This window comes from Leisingera daeponensis DSM 23529, from assembly GCF_000473145.1.
Lineage (GTDB): Bacteria > Pseudomonadota > Alphaproteobacteria > Rhodobacterales > Rhodobacteraceae > Leisingera > Leisingera daeponensis.
The window spans coordinates 3,028,352-3,048,398 of sequence record NZ_KI421500.1 but is presented as its reverse complement, the minus strand read 5'-3'; the positions used below and the strand labels follow the sequence as shown (position 1 = coordinate 3,048,398).

Sequence of the window (20,047 nt, the reverse complement as noted above, 5' to 3'; positions counted from 1 at the left end):
GCCGCGCCCGGCTGACCGGGGGCCCTGCATGCATGCCCCGCATAAACCAGCTTGGCGTCGCGCAGTTGAGTTTGAAGGCCAAAGCGCCTATCTCCTCTCCAGCCCCTGCCGGCGCGATGATCATCAAAAGGGAATTCCAGTGGCCAACCACCTGTACAAAAACGACCTGCCCGACGGGCTGGACCTCGGTCCCGTTGTCGCCATCGACTGCGAGACCATGGGGCTGAACCCGCACCGCGACCGGCTTTGCGTGATTCAGATGTCCGGCGGCGACGGCAACGCGCACATCGTGCAGGTCGAAAAGGGCCAGACCGAAGCGCCCAACCTGTGCCGGATGCTGGAAGACCCCAATGTGCTGAAACTGTTCCATTTCGGCCGGTTCGACATCGCCGCCATGTACCACGCCTTCGGCGCCCTGGCCGCGCCGGTCTATTGCACCAAGATCGCAAGCCGCCTGGTGCGCACCTATACAGACCGGCACGGGCTGAAGAACCTGACTCAGGAACTCTTGGGCATCGACATCTCCAAGCAGCAGCAGATGAGCGACTGGGGCGCGGAGGAGCTGACCGAAGCGCAGCTTGACTACGCGGCCTCCGACGTGCTGCACCTGCACAAGCTGCGCGAGGCGCTGGACAAGCGGCTGGCCCGCGAAGGCCGCTCTGAGATGGCTCAGGCCTGCTTCGATTTCCTTCCCATGCGCGCCAAGCTGGACCTGGCCGGCTGGCCCGAAATTGACATCTTTGCCCACTCATGACCGATTCCGAAAAATTCCTCGTCACCGCACGGCAGGTGATCACCGATGAGGCGCAGGCGCTGAATGCCCTGGCCGAAGGCTTGGACGAGCGCTTTGCCGAAGCGGTGCAGCTGATCTTGCAAGCCAAGGGCCGCATCATCGTGAGCGGCATCGGCAAATCCGGCCATATCGGCCACAAGATTGCCGCGACACTGGCGTCCACCGGGACCCCGGCCTATTTCGTGCATCCGGCCGAGGCCAGCCACGGCGATCTGGGCATGCTGTCCGAAGGCGATGTGGTGCTGGCGATCTCCAACTCCGGCGAGGCGCCGGAGCTGGCCAATCTGCTGGCCTTCACCCGCCGCTTTTCGATCCCGCTGATCGGGCTGTCCAGCAAGATGGACAGCACCCTGATGAAACAGGCCGACGTGCATCTGCAGATCCCCTCGCTGGGCGAGGCCTGCGGGTTCGGGATGGTGCCGTCGATCTCCACCACGCTGACGCTGGCGATGGGCGATGCGCTGGCGATTGCGCTGATGAAGCACCGCGATTTCCGCCCAGAGAACTTCCGCGACTTCCATCCGGGCGGCAAGCTGGGCGCGCAGCTGAGCAAGGTGCGCGACCTGATGCACGCGGGCGACGCCTTGCCGCTGGTCAGCGGCGACACCCCGATGGCCGATGCGCTGATCGAAATCAGCCAGAAGGGCTTTGGTGTCGCGGGCGTTGCCGCCGCCGACGGCTCGCTGGCCGGCATCATCACCGACGGCGACCTGCGCCGCCACATGGACGGGCTGCTGAACAAGACCGCGGCCGAGGTGATGACCGCAGGCCCCGCCACCATCGCTCCCGGCGCCATGGCGCAGGAAGCGGTTGCGGTGATGAACCAGCGCAAGATCACCTGCCTGTTTGTGGTCGATCCCGATAACGGGCAGAAGGCTGAGGGCCTGCTGCACATCCACGACTGCCTGCGCGCAGGCCTGGGCTGACCGAGGCCGGAGGGGAGCTGACGATGGACAGCCATTCCAGAGCCGTTGCCTATCTCAAGGTGCTGCTGCCGCTGGCGGCGCTGGTTCTGATGTCGACCCTGTTCCTGATCTCGCGGGGGGTGAACACCGATGCGGTGATCCCCTTTGCGCAGAAGGAGATCGAGGACCGGATGAAGGGCCAGCAGGTGACCGCGCCCTTCTTCTCCGGCACCACCGCCAGCGGCGACGAGATCATGGTCACCGCCTCCCTGGCCCGTCCCGGCCGCGACGGCACGCCGGCGGTTGCCAGCGATCTGTCTGCCGATATCCGGCTGGCCCAGGGCGGCCGGATCACGCTGGCGTCCGAAACCGGCTCCATCCACCCGGACCGGGATATCGCGCAGTTTACCGGCAACGTTCAAATCACGTCTGCGGACGGGCTTGTGGTCGAGACCGAAGAGCTGAACACCGCGCTGAGCGGACTGGAGGCGGACAGCCCCGGACCGGTCCGCGCCACCGGCGCCATCGGCGAGCTGACTGCGGGAAATATGCACATCGGCGTCAAAACCGAAGGCGGACCGGTCCATATGCTGTTCAAAAACGGCGTGAAGCTGCTATATGATCCCCAGCAACCGGAAAGATAACCTGTGTCCTATTTGCGCACCCTGATCTTCTGCCTGCCGCTGGCGGTATTTCCCGGCCTCGCGGCAGCGCAAACGGCCTCTGTGGCCTTTGGCGCCGTCAAGGCCGACCCCAGCCAGCCCGTCGAAGTCACCGCCGACAATCTGGCGGTCAACCAAGCTGACGGATCCGCCGAGTTCACCGGCAATGTTCTGATCGTGCAGGGCATCATGCGGCTGTCCGCGGACACCGTCCTGGTGATCTACAAAACCGCGGACGACAGCGGCGCCAAGGCAGGCATCGAACGGCTGGAGGCGGCCGGCAACGTGGTGCTGGTCAGCGGGCCTGATGCGGCGGAGGCAGAGCGCGCGGAATACACCATCGACACGGGCACCATCGTGATGACCGGCAATGTGCTGCTCAATCAGGAGGGCGGCACCCTGGCGTCGAACCGGCTGGAGGTGAACCTGACCTCGGGCACTGCCAAGATGGCCGGCCGGGTGAAGACCATTCTGAACCCCAGCGGCGGCAGCAACTGATGGCGAAACCTGACCTGACCGTGACCGAGGGCTCCTCCGGGCTGCGCATCGAGCGGCTGCGCAAATCCTACCGCAAGCGGGTGGTGATCCGGGATGTCTCGATGTCGCTGAACCGCGGCGAGGTGGTGGCGCTGCTGGGGCCCAACGGCTCTGGCAAGACCACCAGCTTCTATGCCATCGCCGGGCTGGTGTTTCCCGAAGCGGGCACCGTCAGCATCGACGGCCAGAATGTGACCGGCCTGCCGATGTACCGCCGCGCGCGGCTGGGCATCGGCTATCTGCCGCAGGAAATGTCGATCTTCCGCGGCCTGTCGGTGGAGGACAACATCTCCGCCGTTCTGGACATCTCGCAAAAGCATGAGCACAAGCGCCGCGAGCGGCTGGAAGAGCTGCTGTCGGACTTCTCGATCGAGCATCTGCGCCGCGCGCCCGCGCTGGCGCTGTCCGGCGGCGAGCGCCGCCGCGTCGAAATCGCGCGCTGCCTGGCCGCAGACCCCAAGTATCTGCTGCTCGATGAGCCCTTCGCCGGCGTGGACCCGATCTCGGTCGGCGACATCCGCCATCTGGTGAGCGACCTCAAGAAGCGCGGCATCGGCGTGCTGATCACAGACCACAACGTGCGCGAAACGCTGGAGATCGTCGACCGCGCCTATATCCTGCACGACGGCCAGGTTCTGATGTCCGGCAGCCCCGAGGAAGTGGTCGAAAACGAGAACGTCCGCCGGGTCTATCTGGGCGACAATTTCCGCATCTCCTAAGCCGTTGCGCCACCCGCAGGCACCCCGAAAATATGCCTGAAAGGCAGGCTTCATTTTTCGGGAATATCCATTGACTCTCCCGCTGTCTTGCCGTCGAATTGGCCCATGGCATACGCGCAGTCCGATGCAATCCGCTCATCAGCCTTGGCAACAAGGCCCGGACGGATGCACCCGGACGGCTGGCCTGCCCCCCGGTTCCGGACCTGATGTGACAGCGCCAAGGATTGCCTTGGCGGCGGGCCCGGCCGCAATAATTTGTGAAGGAGATCACATGCGTTACAAAATCAGCGGAAAACAGATCGACATCGGTGAAGCTCTGCAGACCCATGTGCAGAACGAACTGGGGTCGGCCGTTCAGAAATATGCCGAACGCCCGACCGACGCGGCTGTGGTCTTTTCCCGTTCGGCGCATGAATATGTGTGTGAAGCCACCGTCCATCTGTCGACCGGATTGAGCGCTCAGGCCAAGGCGCATGCCACGGAGATCTATGCCGCCTTCGAGGCCTGCTGCGAAAAGATGGAAAAACAGCTGCGCCGCTACAAGCGCCGCCTGAAGGACCATCACAAGGACCGCAGCGAGCCGGTTGAACATTTGGGCGCCAACTCGTATATCCTCGCGGCTGAGGAAGCGGATTCCGAACCGGACACGCTGCAGCCGATCATCGTCGCCGAAATGGAAACCCGCATTCCGTCTCTATCGGTCGGGGAAGCGGTGATGCAGATGGAGCTGGCAGGCGCCCCGGTTCTGGTCTTCCGCAACGAAGGCAAGAACGGATTGAATGTGGTCTACCGCCGTGAAGACGGCAATATTGGCTGGATTGATCCGTAAACACATCTAAGGCATCGGCGCCCCGCCGGGGGCGCCGGAACGGAGCAGACATATGCAGATTTCCAGCATCCTCAAGCCAGAGGCCGTCCGGGTAATCGGAGCGGCTTCGAGCAAGAAGCGGTTGTTCCAGGAAGTCGCAGATATTGCTCAGACTGCCTACGGGCTGGACGCCCAGCCCACGGTCGAGGCCCTGCTGGACCGCGAGAGCCTCGGCCCCACCGGTGTCGGCCATGGCGTCGCCCTGCCGCACGCCCGGCTGGACAGCATCAGCGAGGTCTGCGGCGTCTTTTTGATCCTTGAGAAACCGCTGGATTTCGGCGCCGTCGACCGTCAGCCGGTGGACATCGCCTTTGCCCTGTTTGCGCCGGAAGATGCAGGCGTCGAACACCTGAAGGCCCTGGCGCTGGTCTCGCGCACCCTGCGGGAGCAAAGCTTCTGCACCAAGCTGCGCGCCAACCACGACCCGGCCACGCTTTACACCATCCTGACCGAGGGTCAGTCAGTCCAGGCTGCCTGATCCCGGCGCCGCACGTGTTGCGCCCGGCAGCCCGCTGACCAAAAGGCCGACCTGCAGCCGCCGCCCCGCCGTCACGGGCTCCAGCCACCGGATGTCCAGGCCCCGCAAGCGCTCCTGCCCGTCATCGGCCGCCGTCCGGCGGCACTCTTCCCGTTGGCCGGGCATGGGCCAGGGCCTCATGCTGCAGCGCCCCTTGGCCCGGTTTGGAAATCAGCGTCAGCCCTGCGCCAGGCGCCGCGCCGCACTTGTGCGGCGCCGGGCCCAAGGCCGCCAAGGATGTTTGGCGCAGCCAATATCCTGCGGGCGCGGGAGAGCCCCCGCCTGTCGCCAAACCTCCCGGATCAGTCTGCGCGCCAAGGCCCGAAGCCGAACGCCAGATAGTCGCGCTGGTAGACCGACGCGATCAGCGCCTCCAGACCGGCGTCGTAAATCTCATCCAACGCAAATGGCTGCTCCGGCGGCGCGGCCGGAACCGGCCCGGGCTCCATCCGCCCCAGTTTCCGCGCCAGGGCCGGCAAATCCTCTGCCATCTCCGTCTCGCGGATCAGCAGATCCGGCACCCCGGCGCCGGCAAACCCCTCCAGCGCCTGGCTCTGGCTGGCCCATTCCGCATCCAGCCGGACCGAGGTCTGGCCCGCCAGGCTGGCCCGCACGAATTCCAGGAACGTAGAGAACGCCTCCCGGTGCTGCGCCCGGCTGTACCCCTCGCCCGGCCCCGCCTCCGGCACCGCCAGCCCGAACTGCCGCCGCAGCGTGTTGCGGATCTGCCGGTAACTGCCCTCGCCCGCGTTCAGGATCCTGCGGCAGAACACTGCATGGGCCCGCGCCGCCGGATGCCGCAGCACGGTAAAGCTGCGAAAGCCCTTATTGCCGCGCTTCCACTGGCGCAGCTGCTTCTGGTTCAGGCCCCGGATCAGCCCGTCCGGCGCGACCCGGTCCAGAACCGCCATCCACTGCTCCACCTCCGCCTCAGGCCCGCCCTTCAGCGGCAGATACAAAAGCGGCGTCACCGCACCCGCCACATAGCCGGGCACCGCCGGTCCGCGGCGCGGCTCGAAGTTCGGGGTGCGGGTCAGGTTGAACCTGTCCAGGCCGGACAGGGCCGCCTGCATCTCCTCGGGATTGGCCACCTTGTCCAGCACCGGTGCCGGGTTCTGCCGCTTGAGGCTCTCGTCCAGCGCATCCAGCTGCTGCGGAACTCCCAGCCAGCGGGCCAGCCCGTTCATCACCGCAACGCTTTGCAGGTCTTCATAAGCCACATAAAACGCAGTCTGGCCCAGCGCCTGCAGCCGGTTCAGCAGCGTCACCTGAAAGGCCTGCAGCGCCCCGGCATGGGCGGCAAACTCCGCCGCATCGAACTGTGCCTTGGCTTCCTTGCGGCGCTTCACATTGGTCAGCTTCCACTGCCCGGTCTCTTGGGCGATCTTCCAGGACACGTAGCTGTCCAGCGGATTGCGCGTAAGCACGATCTTGGCGCAGCGCGGATCCTCCAGCATCAGATCCAGCACCCGCGGATCATGGTCGTGAAAATAGCGGAAGCCCCCAAGCACCCCCGGCTGCGCCCTGATCTCCTGGATCAGCCGCGCCGGATCGGCCTCGCGCAGGCTCTGGGTCACACCCAGGATATCCGCGGACTCGGGGTAGCCGATGAAATGCGGATTGAACGCCTCGCCATGACAGGCGAGCCCGTCAAAGGCATTCAGATTGGTCTCCAGGAAATTGGACCCGGTCCGCATTTCGGCAAAGACAACGAAGTAATCAAAAGCGGGTTCAGACATAAGCGGTTATCGCACCAGATAGGGTTTGCGCTGCGGCGCGGACGGGCTGACGGGCATCGGTCCGGCCGGAAAATCCCCCATCAGATAGGGGTGCATCCCCTGGTTCTTCAGAGTCTGCAGAAACTGGCCGAAGCCTTCAAGATCCGTCATCTTCGGGGCCTCGCTCAGGTGGCGGACGGAGATCGCGCCGATTTCGCCGAGAACGGTCTGAAGCGGCTCCATCGGCGCTTCTGCAAAGTCCGCCATGCTCCAGATCCGCACCCGCGCCTTGGTCCATTGCGACCGCAGGATCTTCAGCTGCTCCGCCTCGATCTGCTGCAGCCGCGCCGCCTCCTGCCGCAGTTCCGCGAAGCTGCGGCTGGATTTGAACAGCGGCACCGCCCAGGCGCCGCTGATGACTGAGACCTGCGCATTTGTATCGCGCGCCAGCAGCCAGTTCACCGCCTGATTGTCGCGCGGGCCGAACTGAAAGCACTGGCGCTCGCCGCGGGTATTCCAGATCAGGCTGGTCAGAAAGCTTTCCGGATTACAGTCGCGCGCTTTGGCATTGCTGTTGAGGCAGCCGTTGATCAGGCTCTGCGCTTGCGCGAACTCCGCCCCCTCCGGCGCGAAGAGATGGCCGTGCACCCGGGCGCCGGTGGTTCTGGCCAGCCAGGGCTCAAAATCCTCGAACAGCTCCGTGAAGCCCTGGAACACCGAATAGGGGTTGGAGGTGATCCCGTTTTCCGACCCTTGCCCGGGAAACCGGCTTTGCATGTAAAGGCCGGGCCGCCCGCGGGTGCGCCGCTCCACCGCCTTGGCAAAGATCCGGTCGATCTTGCCGGGGTTCGGCTCGGTCCGTTTCAGCGCACCGTCGGTGTCGGTCAGGAACGCCTGATACAGCCGGTCCGCATGCGGCCAGATCTTGCGCGCGACAAAACAGTCGGACCGGCGCAAGAGCTGCAGATGGTCGTCATAGAAGATATGCGGCTTACCCTGAAAATCGAACTTGCTCAGCGTCAGGGAGCGGCTTTCGATATTGCTGGAATACCGCCGAGCCAGGGTCTGGAAGTAGCTTTCGTCCGGGATCCAGACCTTGCGGAAATAGGCATCATAGGCCGGGCGGTCCGGGTCCTGCAGGATTGCCGTCAGGGTCCGCCGGGTCAGGCACCACCACTGGCTGCCCATATGCGGCACCAGCCCGGCCGGGATCCGCCGCTTGAACCGCAGCTTGCGTTGCAGTTTCACGTAGCGGTCGAACAGGTAGCGGTGCTTTTTCCATGAAAACGGAAACCGCAGCGTGAACCGTTCATGGCTGAGGCCGCCGACAATCCAAGGCACATCCGCGGTGGTGGCACTTTCGATGAAATCGGTGTCCGGGCGCGCGGCCAGGTAGTCCATCAGCTCCTGCACCGGCCTGAGCGGCAGGCAGGAGCCCGAGGCCAGGTAAACGTGGCGCACATCCGGAAACTCCGCCAGCATCACCTCAGACGCCGCCTGCGTGGCGGCAACGATACCCCAGGTGCCCCATTCGCAGTGGTGGCGGGCGGAAAACCGAACCAGCGGGTTGCCGTCCAGAGACCGGCGGAAACGCTCAAACGCTTCATGCCGGACCTTGCGGTCCACATGCAGCACAACGGGGCAGCCTGCCGCGGTCCAGTGGCGCACCACCTGCGCCGCCCGTTCCAGCGCGGTGTGGACCAGCATGACAACCCCGGCCGTGCTCATGCCCAGTTCCCCTTGGACATCAGCCCCAGGATCTCAAGCTGGCGCCAGTTGATGTATTTCTCGCTCCATTTGCACCACAGCTCCGGCTGCTCCGCCAGCTTGGCGGCATAGGCCTTGTACTCCACCGATCCGCCGTAGTGCTGGCCGCGCTCCAGCTCCTCCTGCGCCTTGGCGGTGAAGGTGTCGAGGAACTTGGTATGCAAGAGCGCGCCGCTCGCCTTTTCGCCTCCGTCGGTCTCATAGACCTGGTTCAGCCCGCGCGGCAGCAGCGCATGGGTGGAGCTGGCATAGGCATAGCGGCGGTGCCATTTCACCAGCGGAATCTTGTTCAACGCCGGCGCCCGGTCCGGCTGGTCGGCAAAGAACACCCGCGCCCGCGGCCCGCCCTGGATCCACAGGTTGCCGTATTCCGGGTTGCGGGAAATGCTGTAGTTGCCGCTGTCGAACCAATGGGCGATCTCCAGCGGGTTCTGTCCCGCCCGATACGGCACCTCATCGATTCGCCCTTTTGGGTAAACATCCAGCAGCATCGCCGAGAAGCTGCGGATCGCCGAATTGTCCAGCCAGTCGGTCAGTGCCCGGATCGGCCGCGTATCGCAGAACGGGTAGATAAAGAACTCATCCGGATCGACCACCAGCACCCAGTGCCCATGGGCGTATCTGCGCTTGAGGCAGTTCATCCAGTCGATACCAAAGCCCGCGCGCTTGTAGCTTGCCGTGGTGTGCCACAGCGAGACATCCGCCATCCCGCGCAGGTAATCCGCCGTGCCATCGGTGGACCCATTGTCCACAAACAGGAAATGGTTGATCCCAAGGCCGCGGTAATACTGCAGGAAATAGGGCAGCCGGATCTGCTCGTTGCGCATGGTGCAGACCAGCAGGATATCCTTTGGGCGGATCGACCGTGTATTGTCCTGGACGGACGTCAGCTCACCGGACTTGCGCACGGCGCGGACCAGCCGCCGTTTGCGCCGCAACCGCATCCGGTAAGAATCCCAAAGCCCCACGTTTACTCCAAACCATTTTCCAAGGAGCGCGCCAGCCTGCCCAAGCCGCCCCGCACCTTCGGCAAGTTTCCGCGCAATATGTCACGGGCATATGGTATTAACAACGGATTTAGAAACAGTTACGCGGGCGCACTGCGCGGCTGCAACACCCTGCACCGGACATGCGGGTCACCACGAAAGCGGCGTCATCAGACCCAGTTCTGCCAGTTGGTCCGGACCGCGGTAGCGGACAGATTCCGGGTGCCACAAATCCGGCGCTTGCGCGATCCGGTCGTAATAGGTGTCAAATTGCTGCGGCGTGTGGAAATGCTGCTGACGCTGTCTTTCCGTTGCTGATTTGGAAACAATTTCCGGCAGGAACTTCGTGTGCAGCAGCACCCCTGACGGCGCCGTGCCGCCCGGCCCGCCGTATTGCGCATTCATCCGCGGCGGCAGCATCGAATGGGTGGAGTTGATATAGGCATAGCGCCGGTTCCAGCGCACCAGCGGCAGCTTGTTCAGCGTCGGCGACCGCTCCGGCTGGTCCGGGAAAAACATGCGCTCGCGCACACCGCCCTGCACCCACAAATTGCCCATCGGCTGCTGCCGCGCCGCGCGGTAGGGACCGGCGTCAAACCACTGCAGCACCTCGCAAGGGTCCTGCCCGGGTGTATAGCTCTGCGCGCCCAGCGGTCCCTTGGGATAAAGATCCAGCATCAGCGCGCCAAATTCCGTGCGCCCCTGCTGCTCCAGCCGCTGCGTCAGGGCGCCAAGCCCATGTGTCTCCATGCCCGAATAGACCAGCAGCTCATCCGTATCGGCCGTCAGGCACCAGCGCCCGTGGCCATAGCGGATCAGCAGCCATCCCAGCCAGTCCAGGCCAAAACGCGTGTTCCGGTAGCTGCCGCCGGCGCGCCACAGGGACACATCCGGCTGGTCCGCCAGCAGTTCGGCGCTGCCGTCATCGCTGGCATTGTCCACGGCCAGGAAATGCACCGCGCCCAGGCGCCGGTAATGCTCAAGGAAAAAGGGCAGCCGGGTGACTTCATTGCGCAGGACGCTAAAGACGAGAACGCCTTCTTGGGGGATCTGCCCGGTGCGGTCCGCGGCCTTTGCCATCCCGCGGCGGGCCCGCAAGGCCCGCCACAGCATCCTCCGCCGCTTCCACCGCATCCGGTAGGCCCCGGTCAGGCCCAGCGGCGGCAGATCAGGGGCGGCGGGGCCAGTCATGCTCAGGCCTCGTAATGGCCCGTCTTGTGCCACTTCCAGGCATCGGTGATCATGGTTTCCAGGCTGGAGCGCCGCGGCTCCCAGCCCAGATCAGTAACCGCGCGGGTCGAGCCCGACACCAGCTTGGTGCAATCGCCCGCCCGGCGCGGGCCGGTGTTGCAGGGCACTTTCTGCCCGGTCACTGCCTCCGCCTTGTCCATCACCTCGCGCACCGAAAAACCCGAACCCGTGCCCAGGTTGAACACCTGACTGCCGTTGCCGTCTTCCAGCCACTTCAGGCCCAGCACATGCGCGTCCACCAGGTCGCAGACATGCACGTAATCGCGGATGCAGGTGCCGTCCGGGGTGTCGTAATCGGTGCCGAAGATGGTCAGCGCATCGCGCTTGCCCGCAATCGCATCCAGCACCAGCGGCACCAGATGGGTCTCGGGCCGGTGGAACTCGCCCACCTCGGCCTCGGGGTCGGCCCCCGCCACATTGAAGTAACGGAAAATCACCGACCGCAGCCCGTGCGCGGCGCCGAAATCCTTGAGGATATCCTCCACCGCGCGCTTGGAGGCGCCGTAGGCATTCAGCGGCAGCTGCGGGGTGTTTTCGTCCAGCACCACGTTGTCATGCTCGCCATAGGTGGCGCAGGTCGAGGAGAACACGAAGTCCAGGCAGCCCGCCGCCACAGCGGCCTCCACCAGGTTCAGCGAGCCTCCGGTGTTGTTGGCCCAGTATCGGCCCGGCTCGCTCATCGCTTCGCCCACCTGGCTCAGCGCCGCGAAATGCATCACCGCGGCCGGCCGGTATTTGGCAAACACCTCATCCAGCCGGGCACGGTCGCTCAGATCGCCCTTCTCGAACGGGCCGAACTTGACCGCGTCCTGCCAGCCCGTCACCAGATTGTCGTAGGTTACAGGAGTATAGCCCGCCGCCTTGAGCGCCTTGCAGGCATGCGAGCCGATGTATCCGGCACCGCCGGTCACAAGGATATTTGTCACTGTCTCTGCCCCATGCTGGGCCGCCCCCGGAAGGGCGGCCAGAGTGGTTACTGCGCGGCCTTTCCGACCTGCACGATTTCGTTGATGTAGCTCATCAGGTCGTCCCGCAGCTCATCGCGCGCCAGCGCAAAGGCAACGGTCGCCTGCAGGAAGCCCGCCTTGGAGCCGCAGTCGAACCGCTGGCCGCGGAAGCGGTAGCCGTAGACCGGCACATCCTTGGCGATGTCCTCGGCAATTGCATCGGTCAGCTGGATCTCGCCGCCGGCGCCATGCTTCATCTTGTTGAGGTTCTTCAGGACAGACGGCGCCAGGATATAACGGCCGATCACCGCCAGATTCGACGGCGCTTCTTCCATCTTGGGCTTTTCGACCATGCCGTTGGCGGCAACCACCTGGCCCATGTCCTCCTTGACGTCGAGCACACCGTAGGAAGAGGTCTTCTCCGGCGGAACCTCCATCGCGGCAACCATGTTGCCGCCGGTTTCCTCGTAGGCTTCGACCATCTGCTGCAGGCAGGGCTTTTCCGCCGCGATCACGTCATCCGGCAGGATCACCGCAAACGGTTCATTGGCGATCAGACGGCGCGCGCACCAGACCGCATGGCCCAGGCCCAGCGCCTTGTGCTGGCGGATATAGGCAATGGCACCGGACTCCATGTCTGTGCTTTTAAGGATTTCCAGAAGGTCATCCTTGCCCTTCCTGCGCAGCTCCTGCTCCAGAACCGGCGAATGATCGAAGTAATCCTCCAGCGCGCCCTTGCCGCGCGAGGTGACGAAGATGAATTCCTTGATCCCGGCGGCGCGCGCCTCGTCGATGGCGTATTGCACCAGCGGCCGGTCGACCAGGGTCATGATTTCCTTAGGCACCGACTTGGTTGCCGGCAGGAACCGCGTCCCCAGGCCCGCGACCGGAAAAATTGCCTTAGTTACTTTTCTACGCATGTCGTTCTCACTGTACTTTAATTACCGGGCCTGCGGCTGTCTCCAGCGCGAGCCGCGGAGAAGCTGGCGCGCATTATGCCCGGCCGCTTCCAACGAATTTCAACGCAGCTGCCTGCTGCCCTCTGCGGCCGCCGGTATGCAACCGTCGCGTGCCTTTACTGTCTCTCATTACCATGATCCAGTCACTCGTGCCCCATTTTCTTCATCATAGCCTCCAGGCGCGGCACGTCCTCAGGGTTGTTCAGCTCCCAGAACTCCCGCCCGCGCGCATCTACCTCAACACACAGCACCTTGCGCCCGTTCTCCAGGAACCGCAGCTGCTCCAGGCCTTCCAGGTTTTCCAGCGGCCCGGTCCGCCACCCAGAATACGCCGCCAGGGCATCCGGGCGGTAGGCATAGACGCCGACGTGATGAAAGACCGGCGTGTTTTCGCCAGCGCCATAAGCCTTGCCGCAATAAGGCACCACCTCTTTGGAGAAATAGAGCGCGCTGCGGTCCTCGGCAAACACCGCCGTGGTGCCGCCGACCCGGCCCGCCTTGCGGTCCGCCAGCAGGCTGTTCAGCGTCTCGCCGTTGCAGCGCAGCACCGGCGTCGCCAGCTCCATGCCGGGCGCATCGCGCAGGCCGGCAACCAGATCCTCGACAAACCAATGCGGGGTCAGCGGCGCATCGCCCTGCAGGTTCACCACGATCTCATAGCCGCCGCCCAGCGCCGCATGCGCCTCGGCGCAGCGCTCGGTGCCGTTGGCGCACTCCGGCGCGGTCATCACCACTTCGGCGCCGAACGCCTCGGCTGCGTCTTTGATGCGATCATCATCCGTCGCCACCACCACCCGGTCCACGCCCTGCACCGAGCAGGCCGCCCTCCAGGAGCGCTCCACCAGGGTGCGCTTTTCACCGGTGGCCCCGGTCAGCGGCACCAGCGGTTTGCCGGGATAGCGGGTCGAGGCGTAGCGGGCGGGGATGACAATCAGGACAGACATCAGGCTTTCTTCAATTCCACAGCCGGTGCATAGGCGATGAAGAACGGGTTCGCATAGCCCTCTTTACCGTAAATAAGCGGGGAATGATCGTCAAAACGCACCACTTTCCCGCCGGCACCCGCCAGCACCGCGTGACCCGCGGCAGTGTCCCATTCCATGGTGCGGCCGACACGCGGATACAGATCCGCCTCGCCGGTGGCCACCAGGCAGAATTTCAGCGAAGAGCCCGCGCTCTTCATGTCCTTGACGCTGTACTTGCCGATATAATCGTCGGTTGCCTGATCGCGGTGCGATTTCGAGGCCACCACCATGAGGGCCGAATTGTCGCTGTCCGCAACCCGGATCGGGCGGATTTCCCCGATGGTCTCGGGATCGAACGCGCCTGTTTCCTCGACTGCGCTGCCGTCCGCCAGGGTAAAAAACATCCGCTCTTTCGCGGGGGCATAGACCACGCCGCGGGTCGGCACGCCCTTTTCCACCAGCGCGATATTGACGGTGAAATCGCCACGGCGGTGGATGAATTCCTTGGTGCCGTCCAGGGGGTCGACGATCAGGAAGGTGTCGCCGCGCGCACTGTGCGAAGCCGCCTGCTCCTCGGTGACCAGCATCATGTCCGGGAACGCCGCCCGCAATCCAGCAGAAATCAGCGCATCCGCGGCTTCATCCGCTTCCGTCACCGGGCTCTCGTCGGATTTCACCTTCACGCCGAAATCGTCGGAGTTGTAGATCTCCATGATCTTCGCGCCGGCCTCGATGGCCAGGCGGCGGATCACGGGCACCAGGTCTTCATAAGTCACGCGGACCTCCCTGTCGGGTTTAATTGAAAATTTGCCTCTCATCTCTTATGCTGCGCAGACAGCAGAACGGCAAGCAGCCGCATCGGATTCGAGCAGAGAATACAGGCCTCATGTTTCAGCAGCGTACGCAGCAATCCTGGATCTCCGGTTTTGTCGCCCTCACAGAGGTCGTGTTCCATTCGGTCGTGCGCAGCGTCCGGTCCAAGCATAACAACGCATTTGCGGCGCTTGGCCTTAATATTATGCAGGCGGTCCTCTTTGTGGCCGCCTTTTACGCGATGTTTGCGCTCCTTGGGATGCGCGGCTCCGCCATCCGCGGCGATTTCCTGCTGTATGTGATGTCCGGCATCTTTCTGTTCATGGTGCACACCAAAACCGTCAGCGCCGTCGCAGGCGCCGAAGGTCCCAGCAGCCCGATGATGCAGCACGCCCCGATGAACACGATGGTGGCCATTCTGTCCGCGGCTATCGGCGCGCTATATATTCAGGTGCTGTCGCTGTTCATCATCCTGTTTGTCTATCACGTTGCCTTCACCCCCCTGCATATCGAAGATCCGGCAGCGGCTTTCGGCATGGTGCTGCTGGCCTGGATCACGGGTGCGTCCGTAGGGCTGGTGTTCCTGGTGCTGAAACCCTGGGCACCCGGCTTTGTCAGCATCCTGACCATGATCTACCAGAGGGCCAACATGATCGCTTCTGGCAAGATGTTTCTGGCCAACACGCTGCCCAGCTTCATGCTGGCGATGTTCGACTGGAACCCGCTGTTTCACTGCATCGACCAGTCCCGCGGCTTTGTGTTCATCAACTACAACCCGCATTTCAGCTCCTGGCAGTATGCGGCCTGGGTGGCATTGGTGCTGATCGTGATCGGCCTGATGGGCGAGTTCTACACCCGCCGCAACGTCTCCCTCAGCTGGAGCGCGCGGCGATGAGACGGCACGCCGCTGCTGCCCTGCTCTGGCTGGCCGCTGCGGTTCTGCCGGCCGCAGCGCAGGAGTTTCCGGCGCTTTACAGCGTCGCCGGCGTGGCGGCGGATGACGTGCTGAACATCCGCAGCACCCCTTCAGCCAGCGCTGAAATCATCGGCACCCTGGCGCCTGACCAAGCCGGGGTGGAGGTCGTGGCAGCGGACAGCAGCGGCGCATGGGGCCTGGTGAACAGCGGCGAGCGGTCAGGCTGGGCTGCCCTTCGGTTTCTGACACAGGAGCCCAGGGACGACTGGCGAAAGCGCCAAAAACAGGCTCTGAACTGTTTTGGCACTGAGCCCTTCTGGTCGCTTGCTCTGGACGAGACGCCAAACCTGACCACACCGGGCGGGCCGGAGATCCCGTTCGTGCTGCTGGCGCGCGAACCTGGCTCAAATCAAAGCGGCAAATCGGGCTTCCACGCCATCCGCGGGGATGACGGCAATATCTCAAACACCGAACCGCTGACCCTGTCCGGCACGCTGACTGCGCAGCAATGCTCCGATGGCATGTCTGACCGGAGCTTCGGTATCTCGATTGACCTGCTGCAGCTGCGCGGCGCCGGGCAATTGGACGTTCTGAGCGGCTGCTGCTCGCTGGTGCCCTGAGCAGCGCCCCGCCCCAAGACTTTTACTGAAAAAGTCTTGGCACAAGTTTTCCGGAAAACTTGTGCGCCCGCCGCCGGAGTCAGGTCACCACCCTCAAGGTCAGATTGATCCGCCCGCCCTTGGGCAGCAGGCGGGAGGATTTGTACCGGATCCGGTCCACCCCGTGATACATCAGCCGCGCCTCGCCGCCCATCACCACCACATCGCCCGAGCTGAGCCAGACCGATTCCGTCTTGCCGCCGCGGGTCCGGTTGCCGATCCGGAACAACCCTTCATCGCCCAGCGAAATGGACACCACTGGAAAGGAAAAATCCGCCTCGTCCTTGTCCTGGTGCAGCCCCATCCGGGCCCCCTCGCCGTAATAGTTCAGCAGGCAGCACTCCGGCTCACGCTCCAGCCGGGTCAGCTGGCGCCAGATCTCCAGCACCGGTTCCGGGATCGCCGGCCAGGGCCGCCCCGACGGGTGCGCTTCGGCATATCGGTAGCCGGAGGTGTCGGAATACCAGCCGAATTTCCCGGCCGAGGTCATCCGCACCGACATCTGCCCGCCGCCCGGCACCACCGGCGAAAACAGGGGCGCTGCCTTCAGCACAGGCCGCAGCGCCTCGATCAGCGCCGCCTGCCGGGCGGGCTCCAGATACCCCTTGTGAATATCAAATCCGCGCACGCGCAGCAGGGTCATTGCCGTTCATCCATCCTTAACCAAGACCGCTGCAAAAAAGCGCATTGATTCACGCTTGGCCGCGCGCCTGAGCGCTTGCAGGGCCGTTTTCACGTCCCTATATACGCCGGGACGCGGCAAGGTGCAGACCAAACCGCAACTACAGATCGGGGCCGGGATGCCGCAACGGGTTCAGGCCTCGGGTAATCGCCTTGAGTAAATGTAAGGGATCGAAAATGAGCAAAGTTATCGGCATTGACCTGGGTACCACCAACTCCTGCGTGGCCATCATGGATGGCTCCCAGCCCCGCGTGATCGAAAACGCCGAGGGCGCGCGCACTACCCCGTCGATTGTCGCCTTCACCGATGAAGAGCGTCTGGTCGGCCAGCCCGCCAAGCGCCAGGCAGTGACCAACCCCGAAAACACCATCTTCGGCGTCAAGCGCCTGATCGGCCGCCGGATCGACGACGCGGCTGTCACCAAGGACAAGAAAATGGTGCCGTTCTCCATCGTGGACGGCGGCAACGGCGACGCATGGGTCGAAGCCAAGGGTGAGAAATACTCCCCGTCGCAGATCTCTGCCTTCACCCTGGGCAAGATGAAGGAAACCGCGGAATCCTACCTGGGCGAGGAAGTCACCCAGGCGGTGATCACCGTTCCCGCCTACTTCAACGACGCCCAGCGTCAGGCCACCAAAGACGCCGGCAAGATTGCGGGCCTCGAAGTGCTGCGCATCATCAACGAGCCGACCGCGGCTGCGCTGGCCTATGGTCTGGACAAGGAAAACACCCAAACCATCGCCGTCTATGACCTCGGCGGCGGCACCTTCGACGTGACCATCTTGGAAATCGACGACGGCCTGTTCGAAGTGAAGTCGACCAACGGCGACACCTTCCTGGGCGGCGAAGACTTCGACATGCGCATCGTCAACTATCTGGCGGATGAGTTCAAAAAGGAAAACGGCGTCGATCTGTCCAAGGACAAGATGGCCCTGCAGCGCTTGAAAGAAGCCGCTGAAAAAGCCAAGATCGAACTGTCCTCCACCTCGCAGACCGAGATCAACCAGCCGTTCATCTCGATGGACCCGTCCTCGGGCCAGCCGCTGCACATGGTGATGAAGCTGACCCGCGCCAAGCTGGAAAGCCTGGTCTCCGACCTGATCAAGCGCTCCATGGACCCGTGCAAGGCGGCGCTCAAGGATGCAGGCCTCTCCGCCTCCGACATTGACGAGGTGGTTCTGGTCGGCGGTATGACCCGGATGCCGAAAGTCATCGAAGAGGTTTCCAAGTTCTTCGGCAAGGAGCCGCACAAGGGCGTGAACCCGGATGAAGTGGTTGCCATGGGCGCCGCCATCCAGGCCGGTGTTCTGCAGGGCGACGTCAAGGACGTGGTGCTGCTCGACGTGACCCCGCTGTCGCTCGGCATCGAAACCCTGGGCGGCGTGTTCACCCGGCTGATCGACCGCAACACCACCATCCCGACCAAGAAGTCGCAGGTGTTCTCGACCGCGGAAGACAACCAGAACGCCGTGACCATCCGCGTGTTCCAGGGCGAGCGCGAAATGGCTGCAGACAACAAGATGCTCGGCCAGTTCAACCTGGAAGACATCCCGCCGGCGCCGCGCGGCATGCCGCAGATCGAAGTGACCTTCGACATCGACGCCAACGGCATCGTGTCGGTCGGCGCCAAGGACAAGGCGACCGGCAAGGAACAGCAGATCACCATCCAGGCATCGGGCGGTCTGTCCGACGAGGACATCGAAAAGATGGTCAAGGACGCCGAAGCCAACGCCGAGGCGGACAAGGAACGCCGCGAGCTGGTGGAAGCCAAGAACCAGGCCGAATCGCTGATCCACTCGACAGAGAAATCGGTGGAAGAGCACGGCGACAAGGTCGACCCGTCCACCGTCGAGGTGATCGAACTGGCCGTTGCCGCGCTGAAGGACGAGCTGGAAAACGAGAAGGCATCCGCCGAGAAGATCAAATCCGGCATCCAGAACGTTACCGAAGCGGCCATGAAGCTGGGCGAGGCGATCTACAAAGCGCAGGCCGAAGAAGCCGAGGAAGAGCCCGCAGCCGCGGATGACGCCTCTGCAGGCCGCGCCGATGACGACATTGTTGACGCCGAATTTGAAGACCTGGACGACGACAAGCGCTAACGCCTGACACGCAGGCCAAAGCGGGCCGGTCCGTACCCCGGACCGGCCCATTTTCGTTGAGGCAGATGGGGTAACCGATGTCAAAACGCGACTATTACGACGTTCTCGGGGTGGCCAAAGGCGCCACCGCAGACGAAATCAAAAAAGGCTTTCGCAAGAAGGCCAAGGAGCTGCATCCCGACCGGAACAAGGACAATCCGGACGCTGAGGCGCAGTTCAAAGAGGCCAATGAGGCCTACGACGTTCTGAAGGACGCTGATAAAAAGGCAGCCTACGACCGCTTTGGCCATGCCGCCTTTGAAAACGGCATGGGCGGCGGCCAGCGCGGCGGTCATGGGCAGGGCTTTGGCGGCGGAGATTTCTCCTCCGCCTTCTCGGATGTGTTCGACGATCTGTTCGGCGACTTCATGGGCGGCCAGCGCGGCGGCGGCGGACGGCAGCGGGCCGCCCGCGGTGCCGACTTGCGGTATAACCTGCGGGTCTCGCTCGAAGAGGCCTTTTCAGGCCTGCACAAGACCATCAAGGTGCCGACGTCGGTGGCCTGCTCCTCTTGCGAGGGCACCGGCGCCGAAGGCGGGGTCGAGCCGACCAACTGCCCGACCTGCTCCGGCATGGGCAAGGTCCGCGCGCAGCAGGGCTTCTTCACCGTCGAACGCACCTGCCCAACCTGCTCGGGCCTGGGCCAGATCATCAAGAACCCATGCAAATCCTGCCATGGCCACGGCCGGGTGGAAAAGGACCGCTCGCTGTCGGTGAACATTCCGGCAGGCGTTGAAACCGGCACCCGCATCCGCCTGGCAGGCGAAGGCGAAGCCGGCCTGCGCGGCGGCCCTCCGGGCGACCTCTACATCTTTGTCGAGGTCTCGGCGCACAAGCTGTTCGAGCGTGACGGCAACAACCTCTATTGCCGGGTGCCGGTCAGCATGGCCAAGGCAGCACTTGGCGGCTCCATCGAGGTGCCGACCATCGACGGCGGCCGCGGCCGGGTGCAGATCCCCGAGGGCAGCCAGTCGGGCCGCCAGATGCGCCTGCGCGGCAAGGGCATGCCGGCCCTGCGCGGCGGGGCAACCGGCGATATGTTCATCGAACTGGCGGTGGAAACCCCGATGAACCTCACCACGCGCCAGAAGGAGCTTCTGCGCGAGTTCGAGGATATCTCCGCGGAGAACACCAACCCGGAATCCCGCAGCTTCTTCTCTTCGGTGAAGAGCTTTTGGGACGGCATGAAAGGCTGAGGCCGGGGCTTTGCCCAGCCGAGCCGCGGATGAAAGCGCCCCTGCGGGG

20 protein-coding genes are annotated in these 20,047 nt (G+C 63.9%); 11 read left to right on the top strand and 9 right to left on the bottom strand.

Annotation, left to right across the window (positions count from 1 at the left end; translation table 11 throughout):
* Positions 1 to 139: 139 nt before the first annotated feature.
* The 7 genes from DAEP_RS0115455 (at position 140) to DAEP_RS0115425 (ending at position 4,962) form a co-directional block, all read left to right on the top strand.
* A complete protein-coding gene (locus DAEP_RS0115455) occupies positions 140 to 754 on the top strand; it encodes a ribonuclease D (RefSeq protein ID WP_008556859.1) in 615 nt (204 codons plus the stop codon).
* The gene (locus DAEP_RS0115450) at positions 751 to 1,719 is read left to right on the top strand and encodes a KpsF/GutQ family sugar-phosphate isomerase (RefSeq protein WP_027245273.1); all 969 of its coding nucleotides are present in this window, start codon (positions 751 to 753) and stop codon (positions 1,717 to 1,719) included. Before DAEP_RS0115455 ends, DAEP_RS0115450 begins: the two co-directional genes overlap by 4 nt.
* Before the next feature lie 23 nt (positions 1,720 to 1,742).
* Positions 1,743 to 2,342 (top strand): LPS export ABC transporter periplasmic protein LptC, encoded by a 600-nt coding sequence (lptC, locus tag DAEP_RS0115445; protein ID WP_027245272.1) that lies wholly within the window; start codon positions 1,743 to 1,745, stop codon positions 2,340 to 2,342.
* 3 nt (positions 2,343 to 2,345) lie between these two features.
* Positions 2,346 to 2,858: an LptA/OstA family protein gene (locus tag DAEP_RS0115440; RefSeq protein ID WP_008557150.1), complete on the top strand. Its 513-nt coding sequence runs from the start codon at positions 2,346 to 2,348 to the stop codon at positions 2,856 to 2,858.
* Positions 2,858 to 3,616 carry an LPS export ABC transporter ATP-binding protein gene (lptB, locus tag DAEP_RS0115435; RefSeq protein ID WP_008557280.1) on the top strand — a complete coding sequence of 253 codons (759 nt, stop codon included), beginning with the start codon at positions 2,858 to 2,860 and terminating at the stop codon, positions 3,614 to 3,616. Before DAEP_RS0115440 ends, lptB begins: the two co-directional genes overlap by 1 nt.
* 271 nt (positions 3,617 to 3,887) lie before the next feature.
* Positions 3,888 to 4,445, top strand: coding sequence for a ribosome hibernation-promoting factor, HPF/YfiA family (gene hpf / locus DAEP_RS0115430; protein WP_008554806.1), 558 nt, complete (start codon positions 3,888 to 3,890; stop codon positions 4,443 to 4,445).
* A gap of 52 nt (positions 4,446 to 4,497) precedes the next feature.
* The gene (locus DAEP_RS0115425) at positions 4,498 to 4,962 is read left to right on the top strand and encodes a PTS sugar transporter subunit IIA (protein ID WP_008553840.1); all 465 of its coding nucleotides are present in this window, start codon (positions 4,498 to 4,500) and stop codon (positions 4,960 to 4,962) included.
* A gap of 341 nt (positions 4,963 to 5,303) precedes the next feature.
* Here the strand turns inward: DAEP_RS0115425 and DAEP_RS0115415 are convergent, their stop codons facing one another.
* From DAEP_RS0115415 to cysQ, 8 genes are all read right to left on the bottom strand, one after another.
* A complete protein-coding gene (locus DAEP_RS0115415; RefSeq protein ID WP_027245270.1) occupies positions 5,304 to 6,740 on the bottom strand; it encodes a nodulation protein NodH in 1,437 nt (478 codons plus the stop codon).
* Between the two features lie 6 nt (positions 6,741 to 6,746).
* Positions 6,747 to 8,447 carry a DUF5927 domain-containing protein gene (locus DAEP_RS0115410; protein WP_027245269.1) on the bottom strand — a complete coding sequence of 567 codons (1,701 nt, stop codon included), beginning with the start codon at positions 8,445 to 8,447 and terminating at the stop codon, positions 6,747 to 6,749.
* The gene (locus DAEP_RS0115405; protein ID WP_027245268.1) at positions 8,444 to 9,430 is read right to left on the bottom strand and encodes a glycosyltransferase family 2 protein; all 987 of its coding nucleotides are present in this window, start codon (positions 9,428 to 9,430) and stop codon (positions 8,444 to 8,446) included. Before DAEP_RS0115405 ends, DAEP_RS0115410 begins: the two co-directional genes overlap by 4 nt.
* A 192-nt stretch (positions 9,431 to 9,622) precedes the next feature.
* On the bottom strand, positions 9,623 to 10,663 hold the full coding sequence (locus DAEP_RS0115400; RefSeq protein WP_027245267.1) for a glycosyltransferase family 2 protein: 1,041 nt from the start codon (positions 10,661 to 10,663) through the stop codon (positions 9,623 to 9,625).
* Between the two features lie 2 nt (positions 10,664 to 10,665).
* Positions 10,666 to 11,649, bottom strand: coding sequence for a UDP-glucose 4-epimerase GalE (galE, locus tag DAEP_RS0115395; protein WP_027245266.1), 984 nt, complete (start codon positions 11,647 to 11,649; stop codon positions 10,666 to 10,668).
* A 47-nt stretch (positions 11,650 to 11,696) separates the two neighbouring features.
* Positions 11,697 to 12,590, bottom strand: coding sequence for a UTP--glucose-1-phosphate uridylyltransferase GalU (gene galU / locus DAEP_RS0115390; protein ID WP_008555264.1), 894 nt, complete (start codon positions 12,588 to 12,590; stop codon positions 11,697 to 11,699).
* Positions 12,591 to 12,772: 182 nt separating this feature from the next.
* Positions 12,773 to 13,573: a 3-deoxy-manno-octulosonate cytidylyltransferase gene (locus DAEP_RS0115385; protein WP_027245265.1), complete on the bottom strand. Its 801-nt coding sequence runs from the start codon at positions 13,571 to 13,573 to the stop codon at positions 12,773 to 12,775.
* Positions 13,573 to 14,370, bottom strand: a complete 798-nt coding sequence (gene cysQ / locus DAEP_RS0115380) for a 3'(2'),5'-bisphosphate nucleotidase CysQ (protein WP_008553419.1) — start codon at positions 14,368 to 14,370, stop codon at positions 13,573 to 13,575. The genes DAEP_RS0115385 and cysQ overlap by 1 nt, the downstream gene beginning before the upstream one ends.
* Before the next feature lie 110 nt (positions 14,371 to 14,480).
* Between cysQ and DAEP_RS0115375 the strand changes: the two genes are divergently transcribed.
* Together DAEP_RS0115375 and DAEP_RS0115370 are read left to right on the top strand one after the other, a co-directional pair.
* Positions 14,481 to 15,302 carry an ABC transporter permease gene (locus tag DAEP_RS0115375; protein ID WP_027245264.1) on the top strand — a complete coding sequence of 274 codons (822 nt, stop codon included), beginning with the start codon at positions 14,481 to 14,483 and terminating at the stop codon, positions 15,300 to 15,302.
* On the top strand, positions 15,299 to 15,943 hold the full coding sequence (locus tag DAEP_RS0115370) for an SH3 domain-containing protein (protein WP_027245263.1): 645 nt from the start codon (positions 15,299 to 15,301) through the stop codon (positions 15,941 to 15,943). The genes DAEP_RS0115375 and DAEP_RS0115370 overlap by 4 nt, the downstream gene beginning before the upstream one ends.
* A 79-nt stretch (positions 15,944 to 16,022) precedes the next feature.
* Here the strand turns inward: DAEP_RS0115370 and DAEP_RS0115365 are convergent, their stop codons facing one another.
* The gene (locus DAEP_RS0115365) at positions 16,023 to 16,625 is read right to left on the bottom strand and encodes an alpha-ketoglutarate-dependent dioxygenase AlkB family protein (RefSeq protein ID WP_027245262.1); all 603 of its coding nucleotides are present in this window, start codon (positions 16,623 to 16,625) and stop codon (positions 16,023 to 16,025) included.
* 215 nt (positions 16,626 to 16,840) lie between these two features.
* Here DAEP_RS0115365 and dnaK point away from each other — a divergent pair, with 215 nt between their 5' ends.
* Together dnaK and dnaJ are read left to right on the top strand one after the other, a co-directional pair.
* Positions 16,841 to 18,763 (top strand): molecular chaperone DnaK, encoded by a 1,923-nt coding sequence (dnaK, locus tag DAEP_RS0115360; RefSeq protein WP_008558031.1) that lies wholly within the window; start codon positions 16,841 to 16,843, stop codon positions 18,761 to 18,763.
* 77 nt (positions 18,764 to 18,840) lie between these two features.
* Positions 18,841 to 19,998 carry a molecular chaperone DnaJ gene (gene dnaJ, locus DAEP_RS0115355; RefSeq protein WP_008557973.1) on the top strand — a complete coding sequence of 386 codons (1,158 nt, stop codon included), beginning with the start codon at positions 18,841 to 18,843 and terminating at the stop codon, positions 19,996 to 19,998.
* Positions 19,999 to 20,047 lie beyond the last annotated feature (49 nt).

Bases quoted from the DNA above. Each gene is read 5' to 3' on its own strand.
- DAEP_RS0115415 (WP_027245270.1), bottom strand. From the start codon at position 6,740: ATGTCTGAACCCGCTTTTGATTACTTCGTTGTCTTTGCCGAAATGCGG.
- dnaJ (WP_008557973.1), top strand. From the start codon at position 18,841: ATGTCAAAACGCGACTATTACGACGTTCTCGGGGTGGCCAAAGGCGCC.
- DAEP_RS0115375 (WP_027245264.1), top strand. From the start codon at position 14,481: ATGTTTCAGCAGCGTACGCAGCAATCCTGGATCTCCGGTTTTGTCGCC.
- galU (WP_008555264.1), bottom strand. From the start codon at position 12,590: ATGCGTAGAAAAGTAACTAAGGCAATTTTTCCGGTCGCGGGCCTGGGG.
- DAEP_RS0115370 (WP_027245263.1), top strand. From the start codon at position 15,299: ATGAGACGGCACGCCGCTGCTGCCCTGCTCTGGCTGGCCGCTGCGGTT.
- lptC (WP_027245272.1), top strand. From the start codon at position 1,743: ATGGACAGCCATTCCAGAGCCGTTGCCTATCTCAAGGTGCTGCTGCCG.
- hpf (WP_008554806.1), top strand. From the start codon at position 3,888: ATGCGTTACAAAATCAGCGGAAAACAGATCGACATCGGTGAAGCTCTG.
- DAEP_RS0115425 (WP_008553840.1), top strand. From the start codon at position 4,498: ATGCAGATTTCCAGCATCCTCAAGCCAGAGGCCGTCCGGGTAATCGGA.
- DAEP_RS0115405 (WP_027245268.1), bottom strand. From the start codon at position 9,430: ATGCGGTTGCGGCGCAAACGGCGGCTGGTCCGCGCCGTGCGCAAGTCC.
- DAEP_RS0115410 (WP_027245269.1), bottom strand. From the start codon at position 8,447: ATGAGCACGGCCGGGGTTGTCATGCTGGTCCACACCGCGCTGGAACGG.
- DAEP_RS0115400 (WP_027245267.1), bottom strand. From the start codon at position 10,663: ATGACTGGCCCCGCCGCCCCTGATCTGCCGCCGCTGGGCCTGACCGGG.
- DAEP_RS0115450 (WP_027245273.1), top strand. From the start codon at position 751: ATGACCGATTCCGAAAAATTCCTCGTCACCGCACGGCAGGTGATCACC.
- dnaK (WP_008558031.1), top strand. From the start codon at position 16,841: ATGAGCAAAGTTATCGGCATTGACCTGGGTACCACCAACTCCTGCGTG.
- lptB (WP_008557280.1), top strand. From the start codon at position 2,858: ATGGCGAAACCTGACCTGACCGTGACCGAGGGCTCCTCCGGGCTGCGC.
- DAEP_RS0115365 (WP_027245262.1), bottom strand. From the start codon at position 16,625: ATGACCCTGCTGCGCGTGCGCGGATTTGATATTCACAAGGGGTATCTG.
- DAEP_RS0115385 (WP_027245265.1), bottom strand. From the start codon at position 13,573: ATGTCTGTCCTGATTGTCATCCCCGCCCGCTACGCCTCGACCCGCTAT.